This window comes from Bacillus sp. DTU_2020_1000418_1_SI_GHA_SEK_038, from assembly GCF_032341175.1.
Classification (GTDB): Bacteria; Bacillota; Bacilli; order Bacillales; family Cytobacillaceae; genus Cytobacillus.
This window is the reverse complement of sequence record NZ_CP135435.1, coordinates 889,106-910,818: the sequence shown is the minus strand read 5'-3', so window position 1 is coordinate 910,818 and position 21,713 is coordinate 889,106. Positions and strand designations below refer to the sequence as shown.

The window sequence follows — 21,713 nt, the reverse complement described above, 5'->3', positions numbered from 1 at the left end:
TTTTTTTTAGACAGGGCTAATCAAATGATTGGTCCTGTTTGCTTTCAATGATCATTCACCTACAAAATTCTATTTTGTCCTTGGAGTAATATGCATCATGTAATATCCAATAATAAGAACCAAAATAACTAGTGAATAAATAAGTGTATGAAGCGGGTTTTCGTGGTCCACAATAATCAGTCTCAGCATTGCGGTAATGCCAATATAGATAAAGTATCGAAGGGGAAAATGATAATTTTCTTTGAAATACTTAACAATCATCGAAATAAATTCAAAATACAGAAAGAAAATTAAAATATTAGCTAAGAAAAGCTTGTAATCATTACTGTCATTTTCTATTATCAGTTGAAAAAAAATGATTAACTCTTTTATTAATAAAAAAGATAAAATAGTTGCCAAAATGACAAGTGAAGCATTCAAAAAGATTTGCAATATTTTTGGAATAACAGTCAATATTATTTTTGGAACATTTCTTTTATTAATGATCATATTAGTATGCTCCTTATCTTTTTCAATGGAACTTTCTATTCACAACATAACATAGCGGTTTTAATTAATTATTAAACCCATGTAAAAATTCGTATTCCTTAACATCGCAATTTTGGAAAAGAAATGCAACTCCCTCCTTTCTATAATGAATGGAGGAGGGAAAGAAAATGAAATTATTCAGCACAAAAAATCCATATCAGGTATATATCAACACATGTTTCTTAGCACAATTTTTCTTTACTTTTATTTTTACAATGAACTTGCTTTATCAAGTGCAAATCGTTAAGCTCACTCCAATTGAGTTAGTTTTAGTGGGAACTGTATTGGAGCTAACTGTTTTCCTTTTTGAAATTCCGACTGGGGTCATTTCGGATTTAAAAAGCCGAAAGCTTTCCATTGTTATGGGGTACTGTTTAATTGGAGCAGGATTTCTAGTGGAGGGGTTATTTCCTTTTTTTACAGCTGTTATGATTTCTCAAGTCATTTGGGGAATTGGTTACACCCTTACAAGTGGTTCACAGCAGGCATGGATTGCAGATGAAATAGGGGAAGAACGTGCTTCTTCTGCATTTATAACAGGTGCAAAGGCTGGCAATCTTGGGCAGATGATTGCGATTCCTTTAAGCATTTTTACTGGTTATTTTATGATTAATCTTCCTATTGTAATTGGCGGTCTATGCATGATTGGACTTAGTATTTATTTAATCCTATTTATGAAAGAAGAAAACTTTCAGCCATTAGATAAAGTGAATCGAACATCAACATGGGCAAACATGAAAGGAAATATGAAGAAAATTATTGTTTATTCAAGAGCTAACTATTTGATGAGATTGCTCTTCCTTATTGCTTTGTTTGTCGGATTTTACAGCGAAGGATTTGACAGGCTATGGATTTCTCATTTCTTTGAAGCATCCAATCTAACAGCATTATCTGATCAAAGCTTAGTGATTTTAGTAGGCGGAGTCCAATTTGTAGTTGTTCTACTATCATTTACAGTACTTCATTATTTAAATCGCAGCTATATTCATGAGCAGTTGAAACTCATCTATGTATCCCTCTTTATTGGCAGCTGCCTTATTTTAAGTTCATTAATCGGCTTTGCATTTTCAACTAGCATCATAGGTTTGATTGTTTTTTATATTCTTATTCAAGTGACAAGACAAGCTATGTATCCTTTGGAAGATATTTGGCTAAATAAGCTGATCCCCGATTCATCAACCCGGGCAACATTCTTTTCAGTTAAAGGCCAAGTAGATGCAATTGGACAAATCGGCGGAGGTCCTGTCATTGGATTTATTGCTTCAGGCTTTACGATTAAAGCAGCCATTGTGGCTAGTGCTCTTTTATTAACACCTGTCCTTTTTTTATAGGACCATATTAAAAAAATCTAGGGGATAATGTTCTTATCCCCTGGATTTTTCTTTTATCGGCAAATGGATTTCCATATAGATTCGCTCGTAATCCCAATAATGGCAATGTTCATCATAGTATTCATAGTCATAGCCCTTTTCATCCACTTCATATGAAGAGGATGGAAGCCAATCTTCTAAAATATATCGCCAAGTTCCTTTAATGGCTGAAGCGAATTGTTCTTTTTCAACAAGAGGCGTTTTAAAAATGGCATAAACAGACTCGGGAACTTTAAATTTCATAAATCCACTTGGGAGTTCTGCCTGATGATCTAACTCAACCGCAAATAAATACGTAAAATAATCTTGATGGATATCGTTAGTTAAATTTATACAATACTCTCCATGCTTTTTTGGTGACAATGTTTCATATAAGGCTCTTTCAACGGAACCATCATTTAAGCCATCCTGATCCCAAAAGGCTGGGGCATCCCTTGTGTAAATAACATTTGGAACATAACTTTCAAACCTTTTTCCGGCAACCCAGAACGACTGTCTTGTAATAATCTTAGGCTGTAAAACAATTCCGCCAAGGTTCTTTTCAAACAAGTCTTTTAAATTTAATTTATGAGGAGGTAAAATAGGACAATGAAGCCTATATAAACTGGGTGGACTTCCAAAGCATTTTTTAAAGGCTTTTGTAAATCCTGCATGTGTATCAAATCCATAATCTAGAGCAATTTGAAGGACCTTTTTACCGCTGGCTAATTCAAATAAGGCATGTTGCAGCTTTCTTTTTACAACATAATCCATCACCGTATAGCCAAGAACATTGCGAAAAATACGATAAAAATGAAACGGCGAATATCCCGCTATTTTAGCTAATTCCTCAGCATTTATATCCTCTTTTATGTGTTCATCAATATAATCAATCGTTCTCTGCAATAATTCTAACTGCTGAATCTCCATCGCCAGCCCCTAAAGGTTTTATTTAAAAAGGATATTTTATTTTTATTAAACAGATAAGCACTAGCTACTGTCAATTAATATGAATGAAAAAAAGAAGAACTCTTTAAAAGTTCTCCATTAGCCGGGAAATCTATAATTATTAGGCATCCATTGAATTGCTCCCCAAGTACTGATGCTGAAACATACACATTCTAATAGCATTATGATACTCGCCATCCACAAAAAACTCGTCAATCAATTCTCCTTCAAAATGAAATCCCAGTTTTTTATAAATATGAATCGCTTTTTCATTATTTTTATCTACAATTAAATAGAGTTTATAAAGGTTTAATACCGAAAAAGCATAATCCATTGCACGTTGGGTTGCTGCCTTTGCATAACCGTGCCCCTGATGATTGGGATCAATAATGATTTGGAACTCTGCTCTCCGGTGGATATAATCAATTTCTACTAATTCTACAAGACCGACCATCTCCCCGCTTTTTTCCACAATAAATCGCCGTTCACCTTGATCGTGAATATGTTTATCATACAGATCCTGCAGTTCAACGAAAGCCTCATATGGTTCTTCAAACCAATAGGACATCACGTTGGCATTGATATTTAATTTATGGACAAATCCTAAATCCACTCTCTCCAGCGGCCTTAATCTAACCCCATCACTCATACTTTCATCCTCCGTTATCTTTCTTCTCGTTATTATTTTATGACGAAAATTCATTATTTATCATAGATGATTTTTATTAAACTGCTCCTCCCTGTTCCATACCAATCCTTTCCACCAATATTAATAATCAAAATCACAGGTGATCAACTTTAAATTTGTAATGCTTATAGTTTTCAAACTCTCATAAAAAAGGAATTAAAAAAATAGGCACTATTTCCAATGAGGGATTAGTACCTACTCTCTTCTACTTTTACCTACCTTTTTTTCTTTTTCGACTGATCTATTACCCCTTTATCTTTTTTAACCGCCTCTAAGATTACTTGTACATGTATATTTTTTTCATCCATACTTTTAACACTAGAAACTTTTGCTTTACGACCTTTAATTTTTAATTCTTCGTTCACTAGTGGTACACGATTGAGCAGCTGGCATAATAAATGATTTTTGTTTTCAATAAAATGAACAGCAAACATTTTGGGATCACCTATTTCATATAGTATTTGTTACACATTTTGTAACCTCTATATAAAATATTAGATTGCTGCTAGATTTAGACCAAAAAAACTATAAAAAAACTCTAGGCAAAAATCTGCCTAGAGTTCACATCTCTATTTACTTTCTACTAAAGCCTTCAGCATCGTTCCATTCTTCGCAAAATCCGTATGAAAGAAAGAGCTTTTTCCAATATGTGAGGAGTGTGGCCGCCTCTTGTTAGGGCTTCTTGATAATATTCCCGAAGCTGCTCATCATCAAACGGAACGGCCATTCCATGGTATAGAACTCCAAATACATCTCGATTGCTAAATTCGGAAGCCTTATGACCAGTGGCAATTGCCTTATAGGCGATCGTTCCCTTCCAAGCAGAAGTATAATTAGAACTAGATTAATATTACAATGTTTTTGGAGAAGATTCTATAAAACGAATATGGGTATATCTAAATCACTTTTTTTATTAGGAAGGTATAATCGAACCTTTTAAAAGAATCCTTCGTTACCTTATGTAACAGGATTAACCCGCTAAAGAATATCTGACTGAATGCTACCTTAAACAAGCATATAGAAATAGCCCTCTTTTTGACAGTTCCTATTCCTCTCCAATTATTTATTCCAACTGCCATGTACATGTCTTATACTTAATAAAACGCTATTAATAAGGGAGAGACAACTTGCAGTGAAATCGAAAACGGATGAAGAACTTATGGAGTTAATTGTCCTAAAGCATCGCCCTGCACTTGAAGAACTGTATGATCGCTACGTAAAGCTCGTCTACAGCTTCTCCTTAAAAATGTCAAAGGGTGATACAGAGAAAACAAAGGAAATCGTACAGCATGTTTTTCTCAGGCTTTGGACAACAAATCAAACGTATAGCTCGTCACGAGGGAAATTTCCAAATTGGCTTCTTACCATAACTAGAAACATTGCGATTGATCTCATTCGGAAAGAACAAAAGCATACAGGAACTATCCAGCTAGAATCAAACGAATGGGGACAAATTCAAGATCTACAAACAGAAGGTGTATCGCAGCAAGTTTCAAAAAATCTGTTAAAGCATCAAGTTCAAGAAGCGAAGCAACAGCTCTCAGAACCACAGCAGCGCTTAATCAATTTATTATACTGGGAAGGTTACTCCTTAAGCGAAATTGCCGAGCTTGAACAAAAACCGCTTGGGACGATAAAAAGCAGGCTTCATCAAACTCTGAAGAAGCTGCGGAAGTATTTCAATGAAGAAACGGAAGGTGTTCAGCATGGAAAAAAATAAATGCGAAAACCTGTCTTTATTTATCACTGATCAGTTATCAGGATATGAACAAGAACAATTTGAAAAACATCTAAACACTTGTGCCCATTGTCGAAATGAAGTCAATTCCTTTCAGGAAACGTGGCAAATGCTCTCTTATGATATCGAAGAAACAGAGGTTCCTGATTCCTTAAAAGATGAGGTAATGAATTTTATTTTTGTGGAAAACAATATGCAAACACAAGTTAATAAAAAGCAAAGTTTTTTTGAACAATTAAAAGGAATGTTAGCTAAGCATTTTTCACCATTATCTGCAGGGATAATGACCGTTTTAGCAATAGGTCTAATCGGATTGCTTTGGAATAACCTGCAATTGAAAGAATCCATTACAGCATTAGAAAATAAAGCTTTATCCCCTGCACAAATTGTAAGAACGATCGATTTAAAAGGACAGGATTTAGCTGCTTCAGCAAGTGGTATTGCCTACCTTTTACAAGAAGGTCAAAACACAAATCTCATTATTGAGTTAAACAATATGCCGATGACGGAAAACGATGAAGTTTATCAAGTATGGCTTTTAAAAAATGGGAACCGTCATAACGCGGGTATTTTAAAGCCTGATCAAAACGGGAATGGCTTAATCACCTACCAGCTGCCGAAAGACCACACTTTTGATGATATTGGAATTACACTAGAACCGAATACTGGCAACACGCAGCCTAAGGGACAAAAAGTAATGGGGACCTTATAACTCTAAGAACCTTTCCTCTATTTTTGCACAAAACGAGCCTCATAGGAAGGTGTCCATCACCAAACTATGAGGCTCGTCTTATGCCTATTATACATCAACCCACTCTGACTATTTTGGATCTGCACATTTCACATAAATGGCCTGGCTCGTATTAATAATCTTACAGCCCTCTATATCTTCATCCATTAATAATCCTAAATTTAAAGCAGATTTTATTTTTGCCTCATCAGGCTTCTTCTGGATAAGGTCCATCAGATTCAATTCTTCTAATCTATGAACTGTTGATACTTGTTCATATTTCTCGGTTATTCTTATTTGTCTTTGAAGTTTATATTCATTTACAGTTAGTTCACCTTTTTCATTTTTCCCAAATGCCATGTCAAAATATTGGTTAAAAACCTTCTTCAATTCATCCAACTGTGTTTCAATTTCCTTCTTCCTGCGATTTAATTCATTATAATTGGCTAGCATCTCTCTTGTAATTAAGGCATTCTGATTACTCAATTATATCCCCTCATTCCACACATTCTACTTCATCTTATTGTGAAATAGGAAAGGATATTCTCATTTTTTAGCATATTGATCATTTCTCAATCGTTCTTGCCAGCACCGCACCAAAGACAAGTCCCCATACAGGTGCACTAATATGCAAAAATGATACACCAGACATCGTTACAATAAAGGCAGCCATTGCACTTAAACGATATCGGTTCTCAGAAAATCCCATTTGAATGCTGGAATGTAAAACACCAATCAGGGCAAATCCAGCGAGCAAGGAAACAAAAGCTTGTGGCAATGATTGAATAAACGGAACAATTTTCCACGCGAAAATTCCAAAAAGTAAAATGACAACTCCTGATACAATCGACGCCATATATCTTTTTGAACGCGGACCTGAATCGGGTCCAGAACTTATGGCTGTCATCATACCGGCAATATTGGCACTTTGACCGCCGAAAAAACTTGCAATAATAGAAAATAGCCCGCTAAAGGAAATAATTTTTCGAATTGGCGGCTCATAATGAGCGCTCTCTAGAGCACCTATTCCCGGTGCAGCATCATTGCTCAAAATCAGCATGGCAAGAGGAAGCGCCACCGTCAGCATGCCGATCCAAGTAAACTCTGGCATCTGCAGAGAAGGCAGGAAAAAGGCAATTTCCTTTGCCGGTTCCAGCTTCTCCGTCAGTAACAGCGAAATAAATGCCACTATGACAGCAGCCAAAACCGGCGGGAACCGCTTCAAATACCTTGAACAAATGAAGAAACTGAGTACCGCAGCTCCGCCTACTAACGGCATAGACTTAACAGCAGGAACCAATTCCACCACATATCCAGTTACAAGTCCCCCAAGCATCGCTGCTATTACCTCTTTCGGAACCCATTTAATAATCTTTGTAAAAAGTCCTGAAACCCCGATTAAAAGAATCAGTAATCCTGAAAGCACATAACTGCCTATTAGCTGTGGGTAGGTAAATTGTGCGGTGACCGTGGCTAAAAAAGCAACACCCGTAATAGAGTGACCTCCCGTAATCGGGATCCTGTAACGCAAGGCCATAAGCAATCCAAACAGTCCTCCAAAAAAATAAACAGCAAACATCCAGCTTATTGTCTGCTGATCTGTAAACCCTCCAGCAGCCGCAGCCTGCAATATAATAATTGCTGGCCCTGTCATAACCAATGTACTAGAAATCAAGCCCGATGAGATGTTTTCTCCTGTAACGTCATGAAGAATCTTTCCATTTCCCAAACTCCCCTCCGGAAGAAACTCACTTTGTTTTTCTTTTGGCAATCCCACTTGATCCACCCCTGAACCTTCATTATTACTAACTATCATTAGAGCAGAATGGTGCAATTGTCAAATAATTTAAAAATATTTTTCAAAATAGCAAACCGTTTATTAAAACGCATCGTTTACTTAAATGAAAGACAATAAAAAATTTATTTAGGAGAGTGTGTGTATGAGACGTTTAACTTTTACTTTGGTGATGGTGTTGATGGCTCTTTCGCTGCTGGCTACTTCGGCCTTTGCTGCAGTGCCTGATTTCCAAACGATTGGCTTCCCTAATGTAGTTGCTGAGAAAGAGATTGATCCTGGCAAAGCTGATTCCATTACATATGGAAATGTCAAAATTGATATTCCAGAGGGGACATTCTTAAACCCAGTAAAGTTTCAAATTTTAGAAGGTCCATTAGCTGATTTCCAAAAGAATGCTCCTGAAGGTGAAACTGTTTTAATGAATTTCGCTTTCAGAGTGACAGATCTTTCAACGAATGAATTAATAGGCATGTTTGAAAAAGCAGTCATGTTTAGCTATACAGATGAAAAAGTGAATTCAGGAAGCAAATACTATGACACTTTAGTAGATGGCACCTTCTCTTTAAATAAAGTACCTGCAACAATCGAAGGAACTACGTTGTCTCATCCGATTAAAGGTGCACCAGTTGGCTGGGCTGTTACTTCTCCTGCAGCTCCAGTAAAGAACGCCACTTCACCAGTGACAGGAATGAATATGACGACATGGGCCATTGGAGGTTCTGCCCTCCTTTTTGCAGGGCTTGTCCTGCCTTTGTTAGCGCGCCGCCGTATGAATTAAACGATGTATCAAAAAACACTTATGAAGGTATCTGGAGGATTAGTAACTTTAGGTCTATTTGTCCTCCTTTTCCCTTTTTTTCAATTAGGCTATTCGAAAGCTATGTCCCAAGTCTTGCAGGAAGAAGCTCAATCGCTGTTCATACAAGAAAATTCCTCAGCAGAGCCATCACAAGAAATTACCGGAGACCTACAAGCAGTACAGGAAGCAATCACCACTATGAATGAAACTGAGACTATTCTTAAAATCTATCAAACTGGATTGTTCCCTGAACCAGCCCCAGAGCTAACCATAAAACGGCAAACCGGAGAGATCATTGGGATGCTTTCCATTCCACACCTTAGGATTCAGGAAGCTATTTTAGAAGGAACTGGCCAGAAAGAGTTAGCTAAAGCCCCAGGGCATCTGCCCGATAGTGTATTACCAGGACAAATCGGAACGAGTATCGTAGCAGCACACAATACATCAATCTTTCGCCATCTAGATCAGCTGAAAAAGGGGATGGAATTTACTGTAACAACTGAACAAGGTGTGTTTACCTTTTCTGTAACAGGGCAGCGTATTTTAAGCGTTAACGATTCACTGCCCAATATGGCCTATCCAGCCATTGCACTCGAAACTTGCTATCCTTTGGATGCCCTCTATTTAACAGATAAGCGTTTATTTGTAGAAGCCGCTCTAATAAAAAGCGAATTAAAACAGAAATAAGACATTCTGAATCAAAAGGGGTCTCAGAAATAGTCTATTAACCAGTAAATGGTAGAATCCCTCAAATATTTGAGGGATTCTATCTTTTTGTAAAAAGGGAAGGAGCCATTATAATGCACGTAATTGCCTGTTTGTTGTATTTGCCCAAAATAGTAATCTATGAACTCGAGCTCTCATCATTTTCACTAACTATTTCAGCCAAAACCGTGTTGCTGTCTGTTTGGACCCTTCCTATTTTTTTGGTATTCACAAAATGGAGCGGGATGTGTACTATGTCTTTTAGCCGTTCACGTGACAGGAACTTTTTTGGAACTAAATTGCGTAAATCTATTGCTTTAACAGGTGAAGTTGTTGCTAGACAAAATGCCCAATCTTCACAGTCTTCCAAAATGAAATTATGGTATGGCAGTACATAGAACCCAGCTTTTTTGAGAGTTGCCTGTATACTCCAAAAGTATTCAGGCATCCAAGATGGAGCAGAACAAGCTACAGATATTGCTCCTCCTGGTTTTAAACGGTCTTTCAAAAGGCTGTAGTACTCTTTGCTGTAGAGGCGGGAGAGCTCAAGACTATTAAAGGTTGGCTCGGGAAGGTCAATAATAATAACATCCCACTTTTCTCTGTTATCCTCTATGAATTTTCTGCCGTCTTCAACTACTGTTTGAACTTTAGGATGATTCATTGAACCTTTATTAAATTTGACTAATGGCTCTAAATTTTTGCCAAAATCAATCATCACTTCATCGATGTCGAGCGTAGTGATTTTCTCTACTTCAGAATAGCGAAGTGCCTCGCGGGTCGTTATTCCACCGCCTCCACCAATGATTAGAACCTTCTTTCTATCGCTTGCAGCAGACATTGGAATGTGCACCAACGCCTCAGCATATAAATTGTCATCATATGTTGTGCCAAACATGACATATCCATTGCTATAAATCAACATTTCACCTTTATGATCGACAAGAGCGATCCTTTGGGTTGGGGTATTAATTTTTTTAATAATGCGGTATTCACCCTCCGGCTCTTCTTCCTCACTTATATAATCCCTGATAGAATTCCTCGTATACCACCAATTCGAATATGATTGATTCACAGGTATCACTCCTTTATTCTTCATTTTTTTAGTCCTATTCAAACACCTAATAAAAGCTCCTAAAGTCCATAACACCTTTATAAACGATTAGGTTTTTATTATCTTATTGAACCGGGTGGTTTCGATGAAGACACTCTTACGTATAATCTCCAACTTCTCTATTAAAAATTTCATGCAATACTAAATGGTCCTTACTATTAATTACTGCTCTATCTTTATACTTGAGAGATCCCTTTGGCATAGAAAACATAGTATTTATGTTGTTTGGCAGGGTTCGTTGAGTAACATTGATTTTGCCAACGTTTGTAGAGAATGGATTTTTTGCTGCTAAATGAAAGCCCCAATCACCGAAAGAAGGGATAACAGTATGATAGGCTTCCGTATAAAAACGGGCAGCTTCCATTGTCCTGCCAATACTCCAAAAGACAATTGGCGTTTCATCAATGGAGTTAGATTGACATACAATCATACCATCTTCAGCCAATCGATTATATAGCATCTGATATAACTCTAATGTATATAAATTAGCTAATATTGGTACTGTCGGATCAGGGAAATCAATAATAATAAGATCATATTTCTGATTACTTTTTTCCACAAATTGAATAGCATCCTGTGCGAAAACATGTACACGTTTATCAAAAAATGCCCTATCATTCATAGTTGCCATTGCAGGCACATTTCGTGCAATATTTAAAACCTTTTCATCCAAGTCTACTAAATGAACTTGCTTAACATCTGAATACTTTAATACTTCTCGCAGTGCAAGACCATCTCCGCCTCCAAGTATTAAGATGCGCTCATGCCAACGGGTTAAGGCCATAGGAATGTGCACAAAGGCTTCATGATAAATCCGTTCATCTAATGAACTAAACTGCAGCTGCTCATTCAAATACATTCTAATATCAGTCGCTTCTACAATTTTGATATCTTGATATTTACTCTTTCCGTCATATAGCTTTTTATGTTTACCCGCTAATAATTCTAATAGTCCCACTTGATCCCATTTGTCTCCACGAGAACTTCTGTTAATGGATTGATCCTCGAATGTTAATTTTTGATTTATTGGTAATTGATGAGATTTACATCCTGCTTTTACTTGCTGGGATAACCATGGAACCCTCTGAGTATTGGACATCTCCATCCCTCCATAGGTCCAGATAAAATATCATATTGTAAAATGGCGAATAAGATTGGACATTTACCTAATTTTAAGTGACAACTGAACTTTCAAAGCTAGTTAAACATCATTCCTCCATACCCATCAGGTCAATATATATATCACGATAATAAAAAAATGTATTTTTCTATAATTACGGCCTTGTCCGCACATTTTAAGACAGGCTTTCGTATTATAAAAATATATGCAAAAGGGTGTGATTACATCGGAGCATCAAACATTTGGAAGGCATATTATTTTAGACGCATGGGGAATTGAATTTGAGAAACTAAATAATAAAGATTTTTTAAAATATCATATGGAAAAAGCCGGAGTCATTTGTGGGGCAACTATTTTATCAGTTGACGGCTGGGCATTTGACCCATTTGGAGTAACAGTGATGGTTGTATTAGCAGAAAGCCATTTGTCTATTCATACGTATCCTGAAAAAGGATACGCTGCAATTGATGGATATACTTGTGGAGATAAAATTAATCCAGATGAAGCAATTGACTATTTAGTAAGTGTTTTCAAGCCGAGTAAAATCTATAAGAAAAAAATTATTCGTGGATCTGGTCCCTTTACTATTTCTTATCACTCAGAGGATGAATAAAGTTGAATTCTCCAATAAAAATAAGCCGGATGTATTTTCCCTGGCTTATTTTTTTACAATATAATACATATTATTTTGTTTATTATCAGCTTTCAAGCTAGTTTTTTCCTTCTCCTGATTTAAATAAGAAAAATGATATCACCCCAGAAAAAACGGCGGCTCCACCTGATAACAGTACTCTTGTTTGATATTCTATTTCAGAATAATCCCTTTTAAGCATCCACATCGCAGCCGCTGCAACAATGAGCATAATTGGGATAACCAAGGCAAACTTTCTCATTCTTTCGTTCCTTTCTCTAATAATAAGTTGATTGGCCTAATTAAAAAGCTGATATCCGATATAAAGCGCCATTCCCCATATAATTAAAGCAGACATCTGGTTCATCCTCTTTAAAAAGCGTCCGCTCGTATCAAAGGTTCCAATTTTCCTGCCGGCAATGGCTAAACCAAAAAACCACAGCCATGAAATACCGATACAAGCAATGGCAAAGGCCCATTTGTCGTAGCCCAAATATGCTAAAGAGCTTGTTCCAATGACACCAATTGTATCCATAATCGCATGTGGATTCAACAAGGATACAGAAGCGGCAAACGTTATTTGCCGCTTCATGGAAAACGAGCCTCCCCCTTGCTGATCGCTCATATTAGTTGTGCTTTTCCAAATGGACCAACCCATATAGGCCAAAAAAAAGAATCCAATAATGAAAAGTAAATTCTTTATCCAAATGAAGTTTAAGACAATAATAGATACCCCCATCACAGCCAAAAGAATTAATAACGTGTCACATATTCCAGCTGTAATAACTGCCGGTAATGCTCTAACAAACTGCTTTTGAGTTGCCCCTTGATTAAATATAAATACATTTTGTACACCCAATGGCAGGATCAATCCAAATGCAAGGATTGCACCATGAATAAATGCTTCAGCCATAATTCTCCTCCCCGAAATTATGCAAGGTTACAACATAATTAGGTAATCTTAGAAAAGCTAGGTGTCCTCCAGGTTCTTTCAGTGAACGCCTAGCGAGACTTTTAATATTTTTTAACTACTTTGCTTTTGTAACCATTCGCGGCCAAAATCAACAAGCAGACGCTGCTTCATGAGCTTACACGTGGCTAAACCAATTTTGGAGGAATTAATTGGAGTTGTCTCTTCAAACTCTTTCCCTAAAGCATCAAATGGATCAGAATCATAAACAATCTCTTCATACGTTTTCCAGATACGTTCATTGTTTTGGAATAGTGCAGTACCCTTTTGTACCTTTTTTCTATTAATAATTGCATGTTCAGCTAAATGCAAAGAAGTATTGCTATCATGCTGTGCGCCTAGCAATAATACGTAGCCATCTAGCTCATAAATTTTGGCTAAAGGAGATTTAAGACCAAAGCCCTCCTCCAATGGCTGTTCAGATAATATGTATTCCGCATGCTTTCCCCAAGCTGCAAATGAATACGTTGGATGCAAGCTCCGTTTTACCCCTGGGAAGGTTCTAAAGGCTTCAACAATTTTCCCCATTCCCGTTGTTGGTGTGAAATGTGGATCATATGCGGGTGTTTCCTCACGAATAATCGGCCACCATTCCTCTGGTACAGGAGGGTTTTGCCATTCTGCAGGATCAGAATTATCCGCTGTTTGAGTTGGCATAATAATAGTCCCCTCTTCTCCAACAGTATCCATTAGGGCTTGAATAACTGCTACCGGTCCTCCACAAACCCACCCAAGGGAACTTAAGGATGAATGGACAATAACAACCATTCCCTTTTCTAAGCCGAGTTTTTGGAAATCCTTGTGCAAGCTTGCTCTTGTGTTTGGTATTTTCAATTGATAAATAGCTTTTACGTCACTCATCGTTCACTATGGCTCCATTCTTCTTCTAATATGGCATAAAAATATTCATCCCACCAATCATTCCCCTGTGGAATACATTTCTTAAAAAACCCTTCTCTTCTCATGCTGATTTTCTCCATAACACGGTAAGATGGGGTATTCTCAGGCTGGCATGTAGCTATCATTCTATGTATCTTCATGTCTTCAAAACCATACTTCAATATAGCTTTGGCTGCCTCTGATGCATATCCCCTATTCTGAAATTCAGGATTGAACACCCAGCCAATCTCATACGTATGCTTCCCAAAATATTTTTCATAAACGATGTGACCAATTAGGATATTTTCATTCTTTAATAGGACAGGAAATTTTTCTGCTTGATCGCCTGAATTTTTGATGACAAACTCCTTTGCATCCTCTTCCGAAAAAATCCCTTCTGGTATATATTTCATTACAATAGGGTTAGAAGTGTATTGATAGACTGCCTGCCAATCATCAAAAGTAAATTTCCGGATGATTAATCTTTCTGTTTGTATGAACATTTATACTTACCTTTCCTAGTAAACTTCTATATTTATAATCGCTTGACTATATTCGACAAAAAAACCTTTACTTCCTGCTTAATCGTCAATCAGCTATAAAAGCGTGTTCCTCCGCCAATCCCCTTGCCACCCTATTGAACCTTCTTAATATATAACTTATTATTATAATAATTATAAAAAGTTATCGTTAATCCTCTGAGCATCGCATTCATTTACAACATGGCCGCCAAACCTGCTCATTCCTCCAAGGAAAAGATATTTTGAGGATTTAAAAAGTATAGCCTTCGTAAATAGTTGCGTTTGATAAAGGGGAAGAACTTTCATGCATACTCGAAACACTAAACTAAAGTTAACAATATTCCTCATTTATTTTATCTTCACAGTAGTGCCTTCACTAATAATCAGCTTTTTATTGACGGTACAAAAAATGGAGTTTTATGAAAATGAACATAAAGAGGAGGCTCACAGAAGTGCAGACCTTCATACAAAGAGCATCGACAACTTTATAGGTGAAACCTCTGGCCGCCTAGAAATGCTGGCTACGATAATAAAGGTACATAACTTTAGTTTAAACCATATAGATGAGGTATTGAAGGAAACCCATAAACAAGATGATCGGTTTTCCGGCTTTTATTGGTCTAATCCAAAAGGAGATATTTTAATTAGCTCAATCTCTCCTTTTACCCCCGTAAATGTAAGTGATCGCCAATATTTCCAGAATGCGATCGAATTCGAAAACACGAGTATATCTGGAGCACATCTTGGAAGAATTACAGGAAAAAATATTATCACAATAGCTACTCCTGTTATGGAGAATAAACGGCTCTTTGGCGTATTGCTTGCAAGTATCAATTTAAGTCAATTAGAGGCTAATTTATCTACCCTTTTGAATAATGAAGAAATCGTCATATCTGACCATAACGGAAGGACCATCATTCAAGCTGGTTCTTTACATACAAATGATAAACATGTCATGAATGAATTAAACTTGGACCGTCTACCGTGGACATTAACAGCAAGCATCAGCTATGATGATAAGCATTTACGCCTAACCGCCTTTTTAAATTACTTTTTTGTAGCCTTTATTTTTACCAATATCCTCTTGCTCTTAATCTACAATTTCCGCTTAAAATGGAAGGCGAAATTAGAGAAAGAACAGTATGAGTTTCAGAAGATGGAACTGATTGGCAATCTTGCAGCGAGCACAGCCCATGAAATTAGAAATCCCCTTACAGGGATTAGCGGCTTAATAAAATTATTAGGCGAGGAATATCATGATAAAAAAGCCCAGAATTATTTCGAGGTTATCCAAATTGAAATAGAACGAATCAATTCAATCGTCAGTGAGCTGTTATTTCTAGGACGGCCTACAGTCTATACATATAAAACCTACAATATAAATGAAATATTGAAAGAGATAGAACCCATTTTACAATCTGAAGCCAATTATATGAATGTACAGCTTACAATCTCCTATTCTGCTAATGATCCACATATATCGTGCGTGAAAGATCATTTAAAACAAGTCATTCTAAATCTTAGCAAGAATTCCTTACATGCGATGCCTAACGGTGGGAAGCTAACCATTTCCATCGAAAGCAATTCAGCAAACTGTATTATTTATGTAAAAGATACCGGAATAGGGATTCCAAATGAAGAGCTCGAGAAAATATTCCATCCATTTTTCACAAAGAAAAAAGATGGCTCTGGCATCGGATTAACCGTCTGCAAACGAATAATTGATTCCTATAATGGAAGCATTTCGATTGAAAGCACGCTAAATGTGGGAACTCAGGTAAAAATGATGATTCCTTTAGAAAGGAATAACAAAGAAGATATCTCTTAAGGACGGGATGAACTTTGAAAAATTTATCTTTACTCTTGCTTTCCTCAACAAGGGTTCTCATGTTTATACTATTGAGCAGCTATTATTTTCAATTTGCAGAGCCTCGAGAAGGCTGGAAGCTTAGCTTTATTATTGGTGCGATGATTCTTTTTGTTGGAAATCATATTCTGCAAATTTTCACGGAAAGTATTAGAGTAAGAGTATTTTGTACAGCTGTTGACATGCTTTTGAGCTTTGGGTTTGGGGCTATATTTCCGTCTAGTGGCAATCTATATTTAATATTCTTTGGTGTGATTTCAACAACCGTCTTTTTATTTTTCTCAAATCGAAGCATTTTAAAATGGTTTTCGATCGCCTTTTTCATCATGTGGATTCTGATTACCCTTGAAAAATATTATTTATTCGGGTCATCTGCATTTTCCGATAATATATTAAATTTGATGTTCATCGTATTTGGGGCGATTGTCGGGAGCCTAATCCACAATTTACAGACAGCAAGAGAAACGATTAGCAGTCAGTTCCAGCAGCTAAATGACTCCCATGGCGCGCTGCAGAATGCTCATGAGCAGTTAAGTGAATATTCCAATCAAGTGGAACAATTAACCGTTATTCGGGAACGAAATGAAATTGCACGTGAGATTCATGATACAGTCGGCCATAAAATGACAGCCTTGCTCGTACAGCTGCAATTAGCGAATGAAATGATTTCGATGGATCCAGAAAAAAGCAAAGCCATATTAAGCACATGTGAGCAACTGACTCGCGACTCTCTTCATGAAATTCGCTTATCTGTTCGGACATTGAAGGAACAGGACCACCTGAAAGTATCCTTTCTGCATGTTTTGCGTGAGATGATGGATGATTTTTCAAGTATGACAGGGATGGAAACAGTATTGTATTTAGATGGAGATCCTTCTTCTGTTTCCCTTTCTTTACAGCCAACAATCAAAAGAGTCGTACAGGAAGCATTAACGAATGCACAGCGGCACGGTTCAGCAAATGTATGTCGCGTATCGATTCAGATTACGACTGAAGCAGTCCATATCGAATTGCACGATAATGGAAAGGGTACTGAAAATGTAGTCCCAAGCTTTGGGCTTATCAATATGAAGGAACGCATTTTAGAGCATGGAGGGACAGTACAATTTAATAGTGCGGAAGGACAAGGATTTTCGATTTCTATTAAACTTCCAAATAAATTTGTACAATGGAGCTCAGCAGGGGTGATGAAATGATTAAGGTTTTAATTGTAGATGATCAGCCATTAATTAGGGAAGGGTTAGGCTCTCTTTTAAACCTCCGTGAAGAAATCGAAGTCATAGGTACAGCAGGTGACGGAGCCGAAGCACTTAACAAGGCTTTAAACCTTATGCCTGATATCGTTTTAATGGACATTCGCATGCCAAATGTTAATGGGGTTGAAGGAACAAGACTTTTAAGGGAAAAAGTTCCCCAAGTTAAGGTGCTAATGCTGACAACTTTTAGTGACAGTGAATACATATTTGATGCGTTAGAGGAAGGGGCAAGCGGGTATTTATTAAAGGATATGTCAACTGACACAATCGTTCAGGCGATTATAACCGTTTTCCATGGAGGTGTAGTCCTCCCTAAGGATTTCACTTCCAATGTGCTAACGGAAATGCGGCTAAAAACTAGCAGAGAAGAAAGCAGTTCGGAAGCCTCCATCCCCTCTTCCTTAGATGAGTTAACAGGTCGTGAGCTTGAAGTATTGAGCCACCTTGGCCAAGGATTAAACAATAAAGAAATTGCCGATACGTTATTTATTACCGAAGGAACGGTCAAAAATCATGTTTCGAATATTATACAAAAGCTTGAGCTTAGGGATCGTACACAAGCAGCCATTTTTGCGGTACGCTACGGCATCACTACATTCTAAACATGACTTCTGGCATACGGCAGGATGCACAACGACACATGAGTGTCGTTTTTTTTATGCTTGAAAATCTATCGCCAGCTAGATGGATGGATTTCTGTTTCGGATTAAACTGAATGTAGTGAATAAGGAGGCGGTTGAAGGTGCTTGCACTAACTAATATTAAAAAGAGCTTTGGCCAAAATGAAGTAGTTAAAGGAATTACGTTAAATATTGAAAAAGGAGAAGCGTTCGGTTTACTGGGTCCAAATGGAGCTGGGAAATCAACGACCATCTCCATGATTTGCGGGTTAGTTCCGTATCAGGATGGAGATATCCTCGTTGATGGAGTTTCAGTAAAAAAGGAACCACAATTAATTAAAAAGAAAATTGGTGTTGTGCCACAGGATATCGCTCTTTATCCAACAATGTCGGCAATCGATAATTTAATTTTTTGGGGTCAAATGTACGGATTAAAAAGTAAAGAGGCTAAAAACCGCGCGAAGGAAGTGCTTGAAATCGTTGGCCTTTTAGACCGGGCAAAGGATAAAATTGAAACCTTTTCAGGCGGGATGAAGCGGCGAATTAATATAGGAGCAGCCTTATTGCATAAGCCAGAGCTGCTGATCATGGATGAGCCGACTGTTGGCATCGATCCTCAATCGAGGAATCATATTTTAGAAACGGTCAAGAGCTTAAACGAGCAAGGAATGACCATCATTTACACAAGTCATTATATGGAAGAGGTTGAATTCCTTTGCAAACGGATTGCGATTATCGATTACGGCCAATTAATCGCAAGCGGGTCAAAAAAAGAGCTCACCAACAGGCTTTCCGGCGGCAAAGTTCTTCATCTTGTAGCAGATCAAGTAAAGCCTGCTTTTCTGATGGGATTGAAATCCATGGATGGGGTTGAAAATGTTACAGTTCAACAAGAATCAGACATTGATGTCTTCTTGCAAAATCATAAAGAGCCCCTAGCTGATATTGTTTTACTAGCAAATCAATCAGGTGTAAAGCTGCAGCAAATTCAGCTTCAGGAACCTAATTTAGAGACATTGTTTTTACAATTAACCGGACGTTCATTGCGTGATTAGAGGTGAATGAAATGAAAATGTTTATTATTGCTGCGAAGGATCTCAAGCTAAGATTGAAGGATAGAAAAGCCATCCTCTTGATGGTCTTCATGCCCATCCTATTGACCGCGATATTAGGATCTGCTCTGAAAGGGGTCATGGGAGATAGTCAGCTGCCTAAAACAACAATAGGGATTTACGTTGAAGATGCAGATGCTCTTGCGGAGACGTTCATTAATGAGGTTTTACTCGATGAATTGAATGATTCAGTATCTGTCAAGCAAACCAATTCAAGTGAAGAACTGCAAAATTGGGTCAAGGATTCTAAGGTGGATGTTGGTCTAGTCATTCCTAACCTTTGGGAAGAAAGCCTCGGAAATCAGCAGGAAAATCCTGTTTACATTTATTCAGCAGCAGGTAAGGATTTTGAGGCTGCGTATGTACAGCAAATCACTGATTCCTTTACACTGACAGCACAAACGATGGCGATATCAACAAAGGATGTTATGTCTGAAATCGCAGTAACAGCAGCAGCCAATGGGAGCAGATTTCAGCCAGAAGCAGTTCAAATGGAACTTTTGCAAAACATGGAAAAGGTGATGATGCTTCAGCAGGATGTCATCAAGGATCAGCCTGTTGGCGAACAGAATGTGTCGTCCATGCAATACTACGCTGCGGCGATGGCGGCTATGTTCTTATTATTTAATGCTATGCATGGCGGAAAAGCTTTTCATCAGGAGCGCAGCACGGAGACTTTAGCTAGATTGATGACGACACAAGCGAGTAATAGCTCTATTTTATTAGGGAAATTTCTAGGGACGCTATTCTTTGCCTTCTTCCAATTTCTAATCTTTATGGCTGCGACTCATTTTGTTTTAAACGTAGGCTGGGGAAACAATACTTTTCAAACCATCTTCATAGCTTTTATATACAGCTTTGCAGTATCAGGGCTATCGATGCTTGTGGCTGCCTTTACTTCGAGTGAAAAAATGGCAGACACACTTGGTGGAATGGGTGTCCAGCTTCTTGCCTTTTTAGGGGGATCCATGCTTCCCCTTTCCGTATTTCCAAGCCTGATGAGAAAAATCTCTATGATAACACCAAATTCCTGGGCGTTAACCAGCTTTACAAATATCATGTCAGGAACTACATGGGTCTCATTATTGGCGCCAACTATCACATTAACTTTGATTGGCATTGTATCGATCATAATCGGAACTTTGCGCTTACGCCAAAAGGCTCTCTAGGAGGAATATGAATGAAGAAAATATGGGCGATTTGCCTGTTTGAACTAAAGCGTACATTTAAAAAGCCATCTGCTTATCTATTGATGCTTGCCATGCCTCTTCTGTTTACTTTCCTATTCGGGAGCCTATTCGGCGGAAGCTCAGACCCCACTATTCATATAGGCATTATCGATGAAGATCAAACAGAATTATCAACTGGGCTCATTACACAGCTGAAATCGAGTGAGCTTGTTTCGTATCATGTTGTTACGGCAGCAGAAGCAAAGAATCTGCTAGAGCAGCAAGAGGTTCAAGGAGTTTTTACTATAAAAAAGGGATTAGCAAATCAGCTTATTCAACAGGAAAAGCCTGAAATTACCTTTCAACATTTGCCTAATAGCACTACCGCACCAATTGTGAAGCAAATGATGAATGGGACTGTACTAACTATGGGTATGCAAGTCTCAGCAGCAAACACGGGAAGTCAATATAACGGGATGGAGCTGGATGACATCTACCATAAGCTTGCACGAGGCCTTGAAAACCAGCCAGCTTTAACAAAAATTATGGCGGGTGATGGCTCAACTGAAAATGTTCTGAACAGAATGTCATACAGCTCCGCGGGATTTTCTATCATGTTTGTCATGATGATGATGCTATCTGTCACCGGGGCTCTCATTGAAGCAAGAAATATGGGCATTTGGTCAAGATTGTTTACAACCCCAACTTCGAAATTTCAAGTGATGTTTGGGTACTTCCTATCGTTTTTCGCCATTGGCTGGATTCAATTCTTCTTATTGATCGTCATGTCTTCGGTCATTTTTAATGTAAAGTGGGGAGATCCTGTTGGTTTGCTTGTTCTTATCTCCTCATTACTTTTAGCTGTAGTGGGATTAGGTCTCGCAATTGCTGCCTTTGCCAAAACAGCTGAGCAGCAAAACGCGATTGGGACGCTCATCATCGTTTCTACCTGTATGCTTGGCGGTGTTTATTGGCCTACTAGCATTACACCAGGATTCATGCAAACAATGGCCCAATTCGTTCCTCAGTCATGGGCGATAAAAGGATTTACCGAGCTAAACGTTGGAGGCGCAGCGGTAGGAGATATCCTGACACCCATTTTCATCTTACTTGCCTTTGCTGTGGTGTTTTTTACGGTTGGATTGTCTAGAGTTCGATATGAATAAGAAAA

At 37.8% G+C, this 21,713-nt stretch carries 24 protein-coding genes and 1 pseudogene; 12 read left to right on the top strand and 13 right to left on the bottom strand.

Going from position 1 to position 21,713, the window contains the following annotated elements:
- Nucleotides 1-69 precede the first annotated feature (69 nt).
- Nucleotides 70-489: a phosphate-starvation-inducible protein PsiE gene (gene psiE, locus RRV45_RS04595; RefSeq protein ID WP_315667579.1), complete on the bottom strand. Its 420-nt coding sequence runs from the start codon at nucleotides 487-489 to the stop codon at nucleotides 70-72.
- Nucleotides 490-656: 167 nt separating this feature from the next.
- Here psiE and RRV45_RS04590 point away from each other — a divergent pair, with 167 nt between their 5' ends.
- A complete protein-coding gene (locus RRV45_RS04590) occupies nucleotides 657-1,859 on the top strand; it encodes an MFS transporter (protein ID WP_315667577.1) in 1,203 nt (400 codons plus the stop codon).
- Nucleotides 1,860-1,892: 33 nt separating this feature from the next.
- Here RRV45_RS04590 and RRV45_RS04585 read toward each other — a convergent pair whose 3' ends face one another.
- From RRV45_RS04585 to RRV45_RS22080, 4 genes and pseudogenes are all read right to left on the bottom strand, one after another.
- Nucleotides 1,893-2,807: an AraC family transcriptional regulator gene (locus RRV45_RS04585; RefSeq protein WP_315667576.1), complete on the bottom strand. Its 915-nt coding sequence runs from the start codon at nucleotides 2,805-2,807 to the stop codon at nucleotides 1,893-1,895.
- 139 nt (nucleotides 2,808-2,946) lie between these two features.
- Nucleotides 2,947-3,474: a spermidine N1-acetyltransferase gene (gene speG, locus RRV45_RS04580; RefSeq protein WP_315667575.1), complete on the bottom strand. Its 528-nt coding sequence runs from the start codon at nucleotides 3,472-3,474 to the stop codon at nucleotides 2,947-2,949.
- A gap of 254 nt (nucleotides 3,475-3,728) precedes the next feature.
- Nucleotides 3,729-3,947, bottom strand: coding sequence for a hypothetical protein (locus tag RRV45_RS04575; RefSeq protein WP_315667574.1), 219 nt, complete (start codon nucleotides 3,945-3,947; stop codon nucleotides 3,729-3,731).
- A gap of 272 nt (nucleotides 3,948-4,219) precedes the next feature.
- Nucleotides 4,220-4,330, bottom strand: a pseudogene (locus RRV45_RS22080) (LytTR family transcriptional regulator); the annotation flags it as partial.
- 315 nt (nucleotides 4,331-4,645) lie between these two features.
- Here RRV45_RS22080 and RRV45_RS04570 point away from each other — a divergent pair.
- Nucleotides 4,646-5,233 carry an RNA polymerase sigma factor gene (locus RRV45_RS04570; protein ID WP_315667573.1) on the top strand — a complete coding sequence of 196 codons (588 nt, stop codon included), beginning with the start codon at nucleotides 4,646-4,648 and terminating at the stop codon, nucleotides 5,231-5,233.
- The gene (locus tag RRV45_RS04565) at nucleotides 5,220-5,963 is read left to right on the top strand and encodes an anti-sigma factor (protein ID WP_315667572.1); all 744 of its coding nucleotides are present in this window, start codon (nucleotides 5,220-5,222) and stop codon (nucleotides 5,961-5,963) included. Before RRV45_RS04570 ends, RRV45_RS04565 begins: the two co-directional genes overlap by 14 nt.
- A 108-nt stretch (nucleotides 5,964-6,071) precedes the next feature.
- Here RRV45_RS04565 and RRV45_RS04560 read toward each other — a convergent pair whose 3' ends face one another.
- Together RRV45_RS04560 and RRV45_RS04555 are read right to left on the bottom strand one after the other, a co-directional pair.
- Entirely contained in the window at nucleotides 6,072-6,467 is a 396-nt protein-coding gene (locus RRV45_RS04560; protein WP_315667571.1) for a hypothetical protein, read from the bottom strand.
- A 79-nt stretch (nucleotides 6,468-6,546) separates the two neighbouring features.
- Entirely contained in the window at nucleotides 6,547-7,758 is a 1,212-nt protein-coding gene (locus RRV45_RS04555) for a benzoate/H(+) symporter BenE family transporter (protein ID WP_315667569.1), read from the bottom strand.
- A gap of 163 nt (nucleotides 7,759-7,921) precedes the next feature.
- Here RRV45_RS04555 and RRV45_RS04550 point away from each other — a divergent pair, with 163 nt between their 5' ends.
- Nucleotides 7,922-8,557, top strand: a complete 636-nt coding sequence (locus tag RRV45_RS04550; RefSeq protein WP_315667568.1) for a hypothetical protein — start codon at nucleotides 7,922-7,924, stop codon at nucleotides 8,555-8,557.
- 3 nt (nucleotides 8,558-8,560) lie between these two features.
- Nucleotides 8,561-9,265 carry a sortase gene (locus tag RRV45_RS04545; RefSeq protein WP_315667567.1) on the top strand — a complete coding sequence of 235 codons (705 nt, stop codon included), beginning with the start codon at nucleotides 8,561-8,563 and terminating at the stop codon, nucleotides 9,263-9,265.
- 157 nt (nucleotides 9,266-9,422) lie between these two features.
- Here RRV45_RS04545 and RRV45_RS04540 read toward each other — a convergent pair whose 3' ends face one another.
- Both RRV45_RS04540 and RRV45_RS04535 read right to left on the bottom strand, forming a co-directional pair.
- On the bottom strand, nucleotides 9,423-10,358 hold the full coding sequence (locus RRV45_RS04540) for a spermidine synthase (protein ID WP_315667566.1): 936 nt from the start codon (nucleotides 10,356-10,358) through the stop codon (nucleotides 9,423-9,425).
- A 136-nt stretch (nucleotides 10,359-10,494) separates the two neighbouring features.
- On the bottom strand, nucleotides 10,495-11,496 hold the full coding sequence (locus RRV45_RS04535; protein ID WP_315667565.1) for a spermine/spermidine synthase domain-containing protein: 1,002 nt from the start codon (nucleotides 11,494-11,496) through the stop codon (nucleotides 10,495-10,497).
- 238 nt (nucleotides 11,497-11,734) lie between these two features.
- Here RRV45_RS04535 and speD point away from each other — a divergent pair, with 238 nt between their 5' ends.
- Nucleotides 11,735-12,130: an adenosylmethionine decarboxylase gene (gene speD, locus RRV45_RS04530; protein ID WP_410489332.1), complete on the top strand. Its 396-nt coding sequence runs from the start codon at nucleotides 11,735-11,737 to the stop codon at nucleotides 12,128-12,130.
- A 97-nt stretch (nucleotides 12,131-12,227) separates the two neighbouring features.
- Here speD and RRV45_RS04525 read toward each other — a convergent pair whose 3' ends face one another.
- The 4 genes from RRV45_RS04525 to RRV45_RS04510 form a co-directional block, all read right to left on the bottom strand.
- Nucleotides 12,228-12,410 (bottom strand): histidine kinase, encoded by a 183-nt coding sequence (locus RRV45_RS04525; protein WP_315667563.1) that lies wholly within the window; start codon nucleotides 12,408-12,410, stop codon nucleotides 12,228-12,230.
- 36 nt (nucleotides 12,411-12,446) lie between these two features.
- Nucleotides 12,447-13,061 (bottom strand): LysE/ArgO family amino acid transporter, encoded by a 615-nt coding sequence (locus RRV45_RS04520; protein ID WP_315667561.1) that lies wholly within the window; start codon nucleotides 13,059-13,061, stop codon nucleotides 12,447-12,449.
- A 111-nt stretch (nucleotides 13,062-13,172) separates the two neighbouring features.
- The gene (locus tag RRV45_RS04515) at nucleotides 13,173-13,979 is read right to left on the bottom strand and encodes an AAC(3) family N-acetyltransferase (RefSeq protein WP_315667560.1); all 807 of its coding nucleotides are present in this window, start codon (nucleotides 13,977-13,979) and stop codon (nucleotides 13,173-13,175) included.
- On the bottom strand, nucleotides 13,976-14,500 hold the full coding sequence (locus tag RRV45_RS04510; RefSeq protein ID WP_315667559.1) for a GNAT family N-acetyltransferase: 525 nt from the start codon (nucleotides 14,498-14,500) through the stop codon (nucleotides 13,976-13,978). Before RRV45_RS04510 ends, RRV45_RS04515 begins: the two co-directional genes overlap by 4 nt.
- 322 nt (nucleotides 14,501-14,822) lie before the next feature.
- Here RRV45_RS04510 and RRV45_RS04505 point away from each other — a divergent pair, with 322 nt between their 5' ends.
- From RRV45_RS04505 to RRV45_RS04480, 6 genes are all read left to right on the top strand, one after another.
- The gene (locus RRV45_RS04505; RefSeq protein WP_315667558.1) at nucleotides 14,823-16,346 is read left to right on the top strand and encodes an ATP-binding protein; all 1,524 of its coding nucleotides are present in this window, start codon (nucleotides 14,823-14,825) and stop codon (nucleotides 16,344-16,346) included.
- Between the two features lie 14 nt (nucleotides 16,347-16,360).
- Nucleotides 16,361-17,581: a sensor histidine kinase gene (locus RRV45_RS04500; RefSeq protein WP_315667557.1), complete on the top strand. Its 1,221-nt coding sequence runs from the start codon at nucleotides 16,361-16,363 to the stop codon at nucleotides 17,579-17,581.
- Nucleotides 17,578-18,243: a response regulator transcription factor gene (locus RRV45_RS04495; RefSeq protein WP_315667556.1), complete on the top strand. Its 666-nt coding sequence runs from the start codon at nucleotides 17,578-17,580 to the stop codon at nucleotides 18,241-18,243. Before RRV45_RS04500 ends, RRV45_RS04495 begins: the two co-directional genes overlap by 4 nt.
- 140 nt (nucleotides 18,244-18,383) lie before the next feature.
- A complete protein-coding gene (locus RRV45_RS04490; RefSeq protein ID WP_315667555.1) occupies nucleotides 18,384-19,316 on the top strand; it encodes an ABC transporter ATP-binding protein in 933 nt (310 codons plus the stop codon).
- Between the two features lie 11 nt (nucleotides 19,317-19,327).
- Nucleotides 19,328-20,542, top strand: coding sequence for an ABC transporter permease (locus tag RRV45_RS04485; protein ID WP_315667554.1), 1,215 nt, complete (start codon nucleotides 19,328-19,330; stop codon nucleotides 20,540-20,542).
- An 11-nt stretch (nucleotides 20,543-20,553) separates the two neighbouring features.
- A complete protein-coding gene (locus RRV45_RS04480; protein WP_315667553.1) occupies nucleotides 20,554-21,708 on the top strand; it encodes an ABC transporter permease in 1,155 nt (384 codons plus the stop codon).
- The last annotated feature ends 5 nt before the right edge of the window (nucleotides 21,709-21,713 follow it).

Excerpts from the sequence above, each read along its gene's own strand:
- RRV45_RS04515 (WP_315667560.1), bottom strand. The coding sequence starts at position 13,979 with ATGAGTGACGTAAAAGCTATTTATCAATTGAAAATACCAAACACAAGA.
- RRV45_RS04565 (WP_315667572.1), top strand. The coding sequence starts at position 5,220 with ATGGAAAAAAATAAATGCGAAAACCTGTCTTTATTTATCACTGATCAG.
- RRV45_RS04505 (WP_315667558.1), top strand. The coding sequence starts at position 14,823 with ATGCATACTCGAAACACTAAACTAAAGTTAACAATATTCCTCATTTAT.
- RRV45_RS04480 (WP_315667553.1), top strand. The coding sequence starts at position 20,554 with ATGAAGAAAATATGGGCGATTTGCCTGTTTGAACTAAAGCGTACATTT.
- RRV45_RS04485 (WP_315667554.1), top strand. The coding sequence starts at position 19,328 with ATGAAAATGTTTATTATTGCTGCGAAGGATCTCAAGCTAAGATTGAAG.
- RRV45_RS04535 (WP_315667565.1), bottom strand. The coding sequence starts at position 11,496 with ATGTCCAATACTCAGAGGGTTCCATGGTTATCCCAGCAAGTAAAAGCA.
- RRV45_RS04585 (WP_315667576.1), bottom strand. The coding sequence starts at position 2,807 with ATGGAGATTCAGCAGTTAGAATTATTGCAGAGAACGATTGATTATATT.
- RRV45_RS04495 (WP_315667556.1), top strand. The coding sequence starts at position 17,578 with ATGATTAAGGTTTTAATTGTAGATGATCAGCCATTAATTAGGGAAGGG.
- RRV45_RS04590 (WP_315667577.1), top strand. The coding sequence starts at position 657 with ATGAAATTATTCAGCACAAAAAATCCATATCAGGTATATATCAACACA.
- RRV45_RS04525 (WP_315667563.1), bottom strand. The coding sequence starts at position 12,410 with ATGAGAAAGTTTGCCTTGGTTATCCCAATTATGCTCATTGTTGCAGCG.
- RRV45_RS04550 (WP_315667568.1), top strand. The coding sequence starts at position 7,922 with ATGAGACGTTTAACTTTTACTTTGGTGATGGTGTTGATGGCTCTTTCG.
- RRV45_RS04575 (WP_315667574.1), bottom strand. The coding sequence starts at position 3,947 with ATGTTTGCTGTTCATTTTATTGAAAACAAAAATCATTTATTATGCCAG.
- RRV45_RS04520 (WP_315667561.1), bottom strand. The coding sequence starts at position 13,061 with ATGGCTGAAGCATTTATTCATGGTGCAATCCTTGCATTTGGATTGATC.
- speG (WP_315667575.1), bottom strand. The coding sequence starts at position 3,474 with ATGAGTGATGGGGTTAGATTAAGGCCGCTGGAGAGAGTGGATTTAGGA.
- RRV45_RS04510 (WP_315667559.1), bottom strand. The coding sequence starts at position 14,500 with ATGTTCATACAAACAGAAAGATTAATCATCCGGAAATTTACTTTTGAT.
- psiE (WP_315667579.1), bottom strand. The coding sequence starts at position 489 with ATGATCATTAATAAAAGAAATGTTCCAAAAATAATATTGACTGTTATT.
- RRV45_RS04545 (WP_315667567.1), top strand. The coding sequence starts at position 8,561 with ATGTATCAAAAAACACTTATGAAGGTATCTGGAGGATTAGTAACTTTA.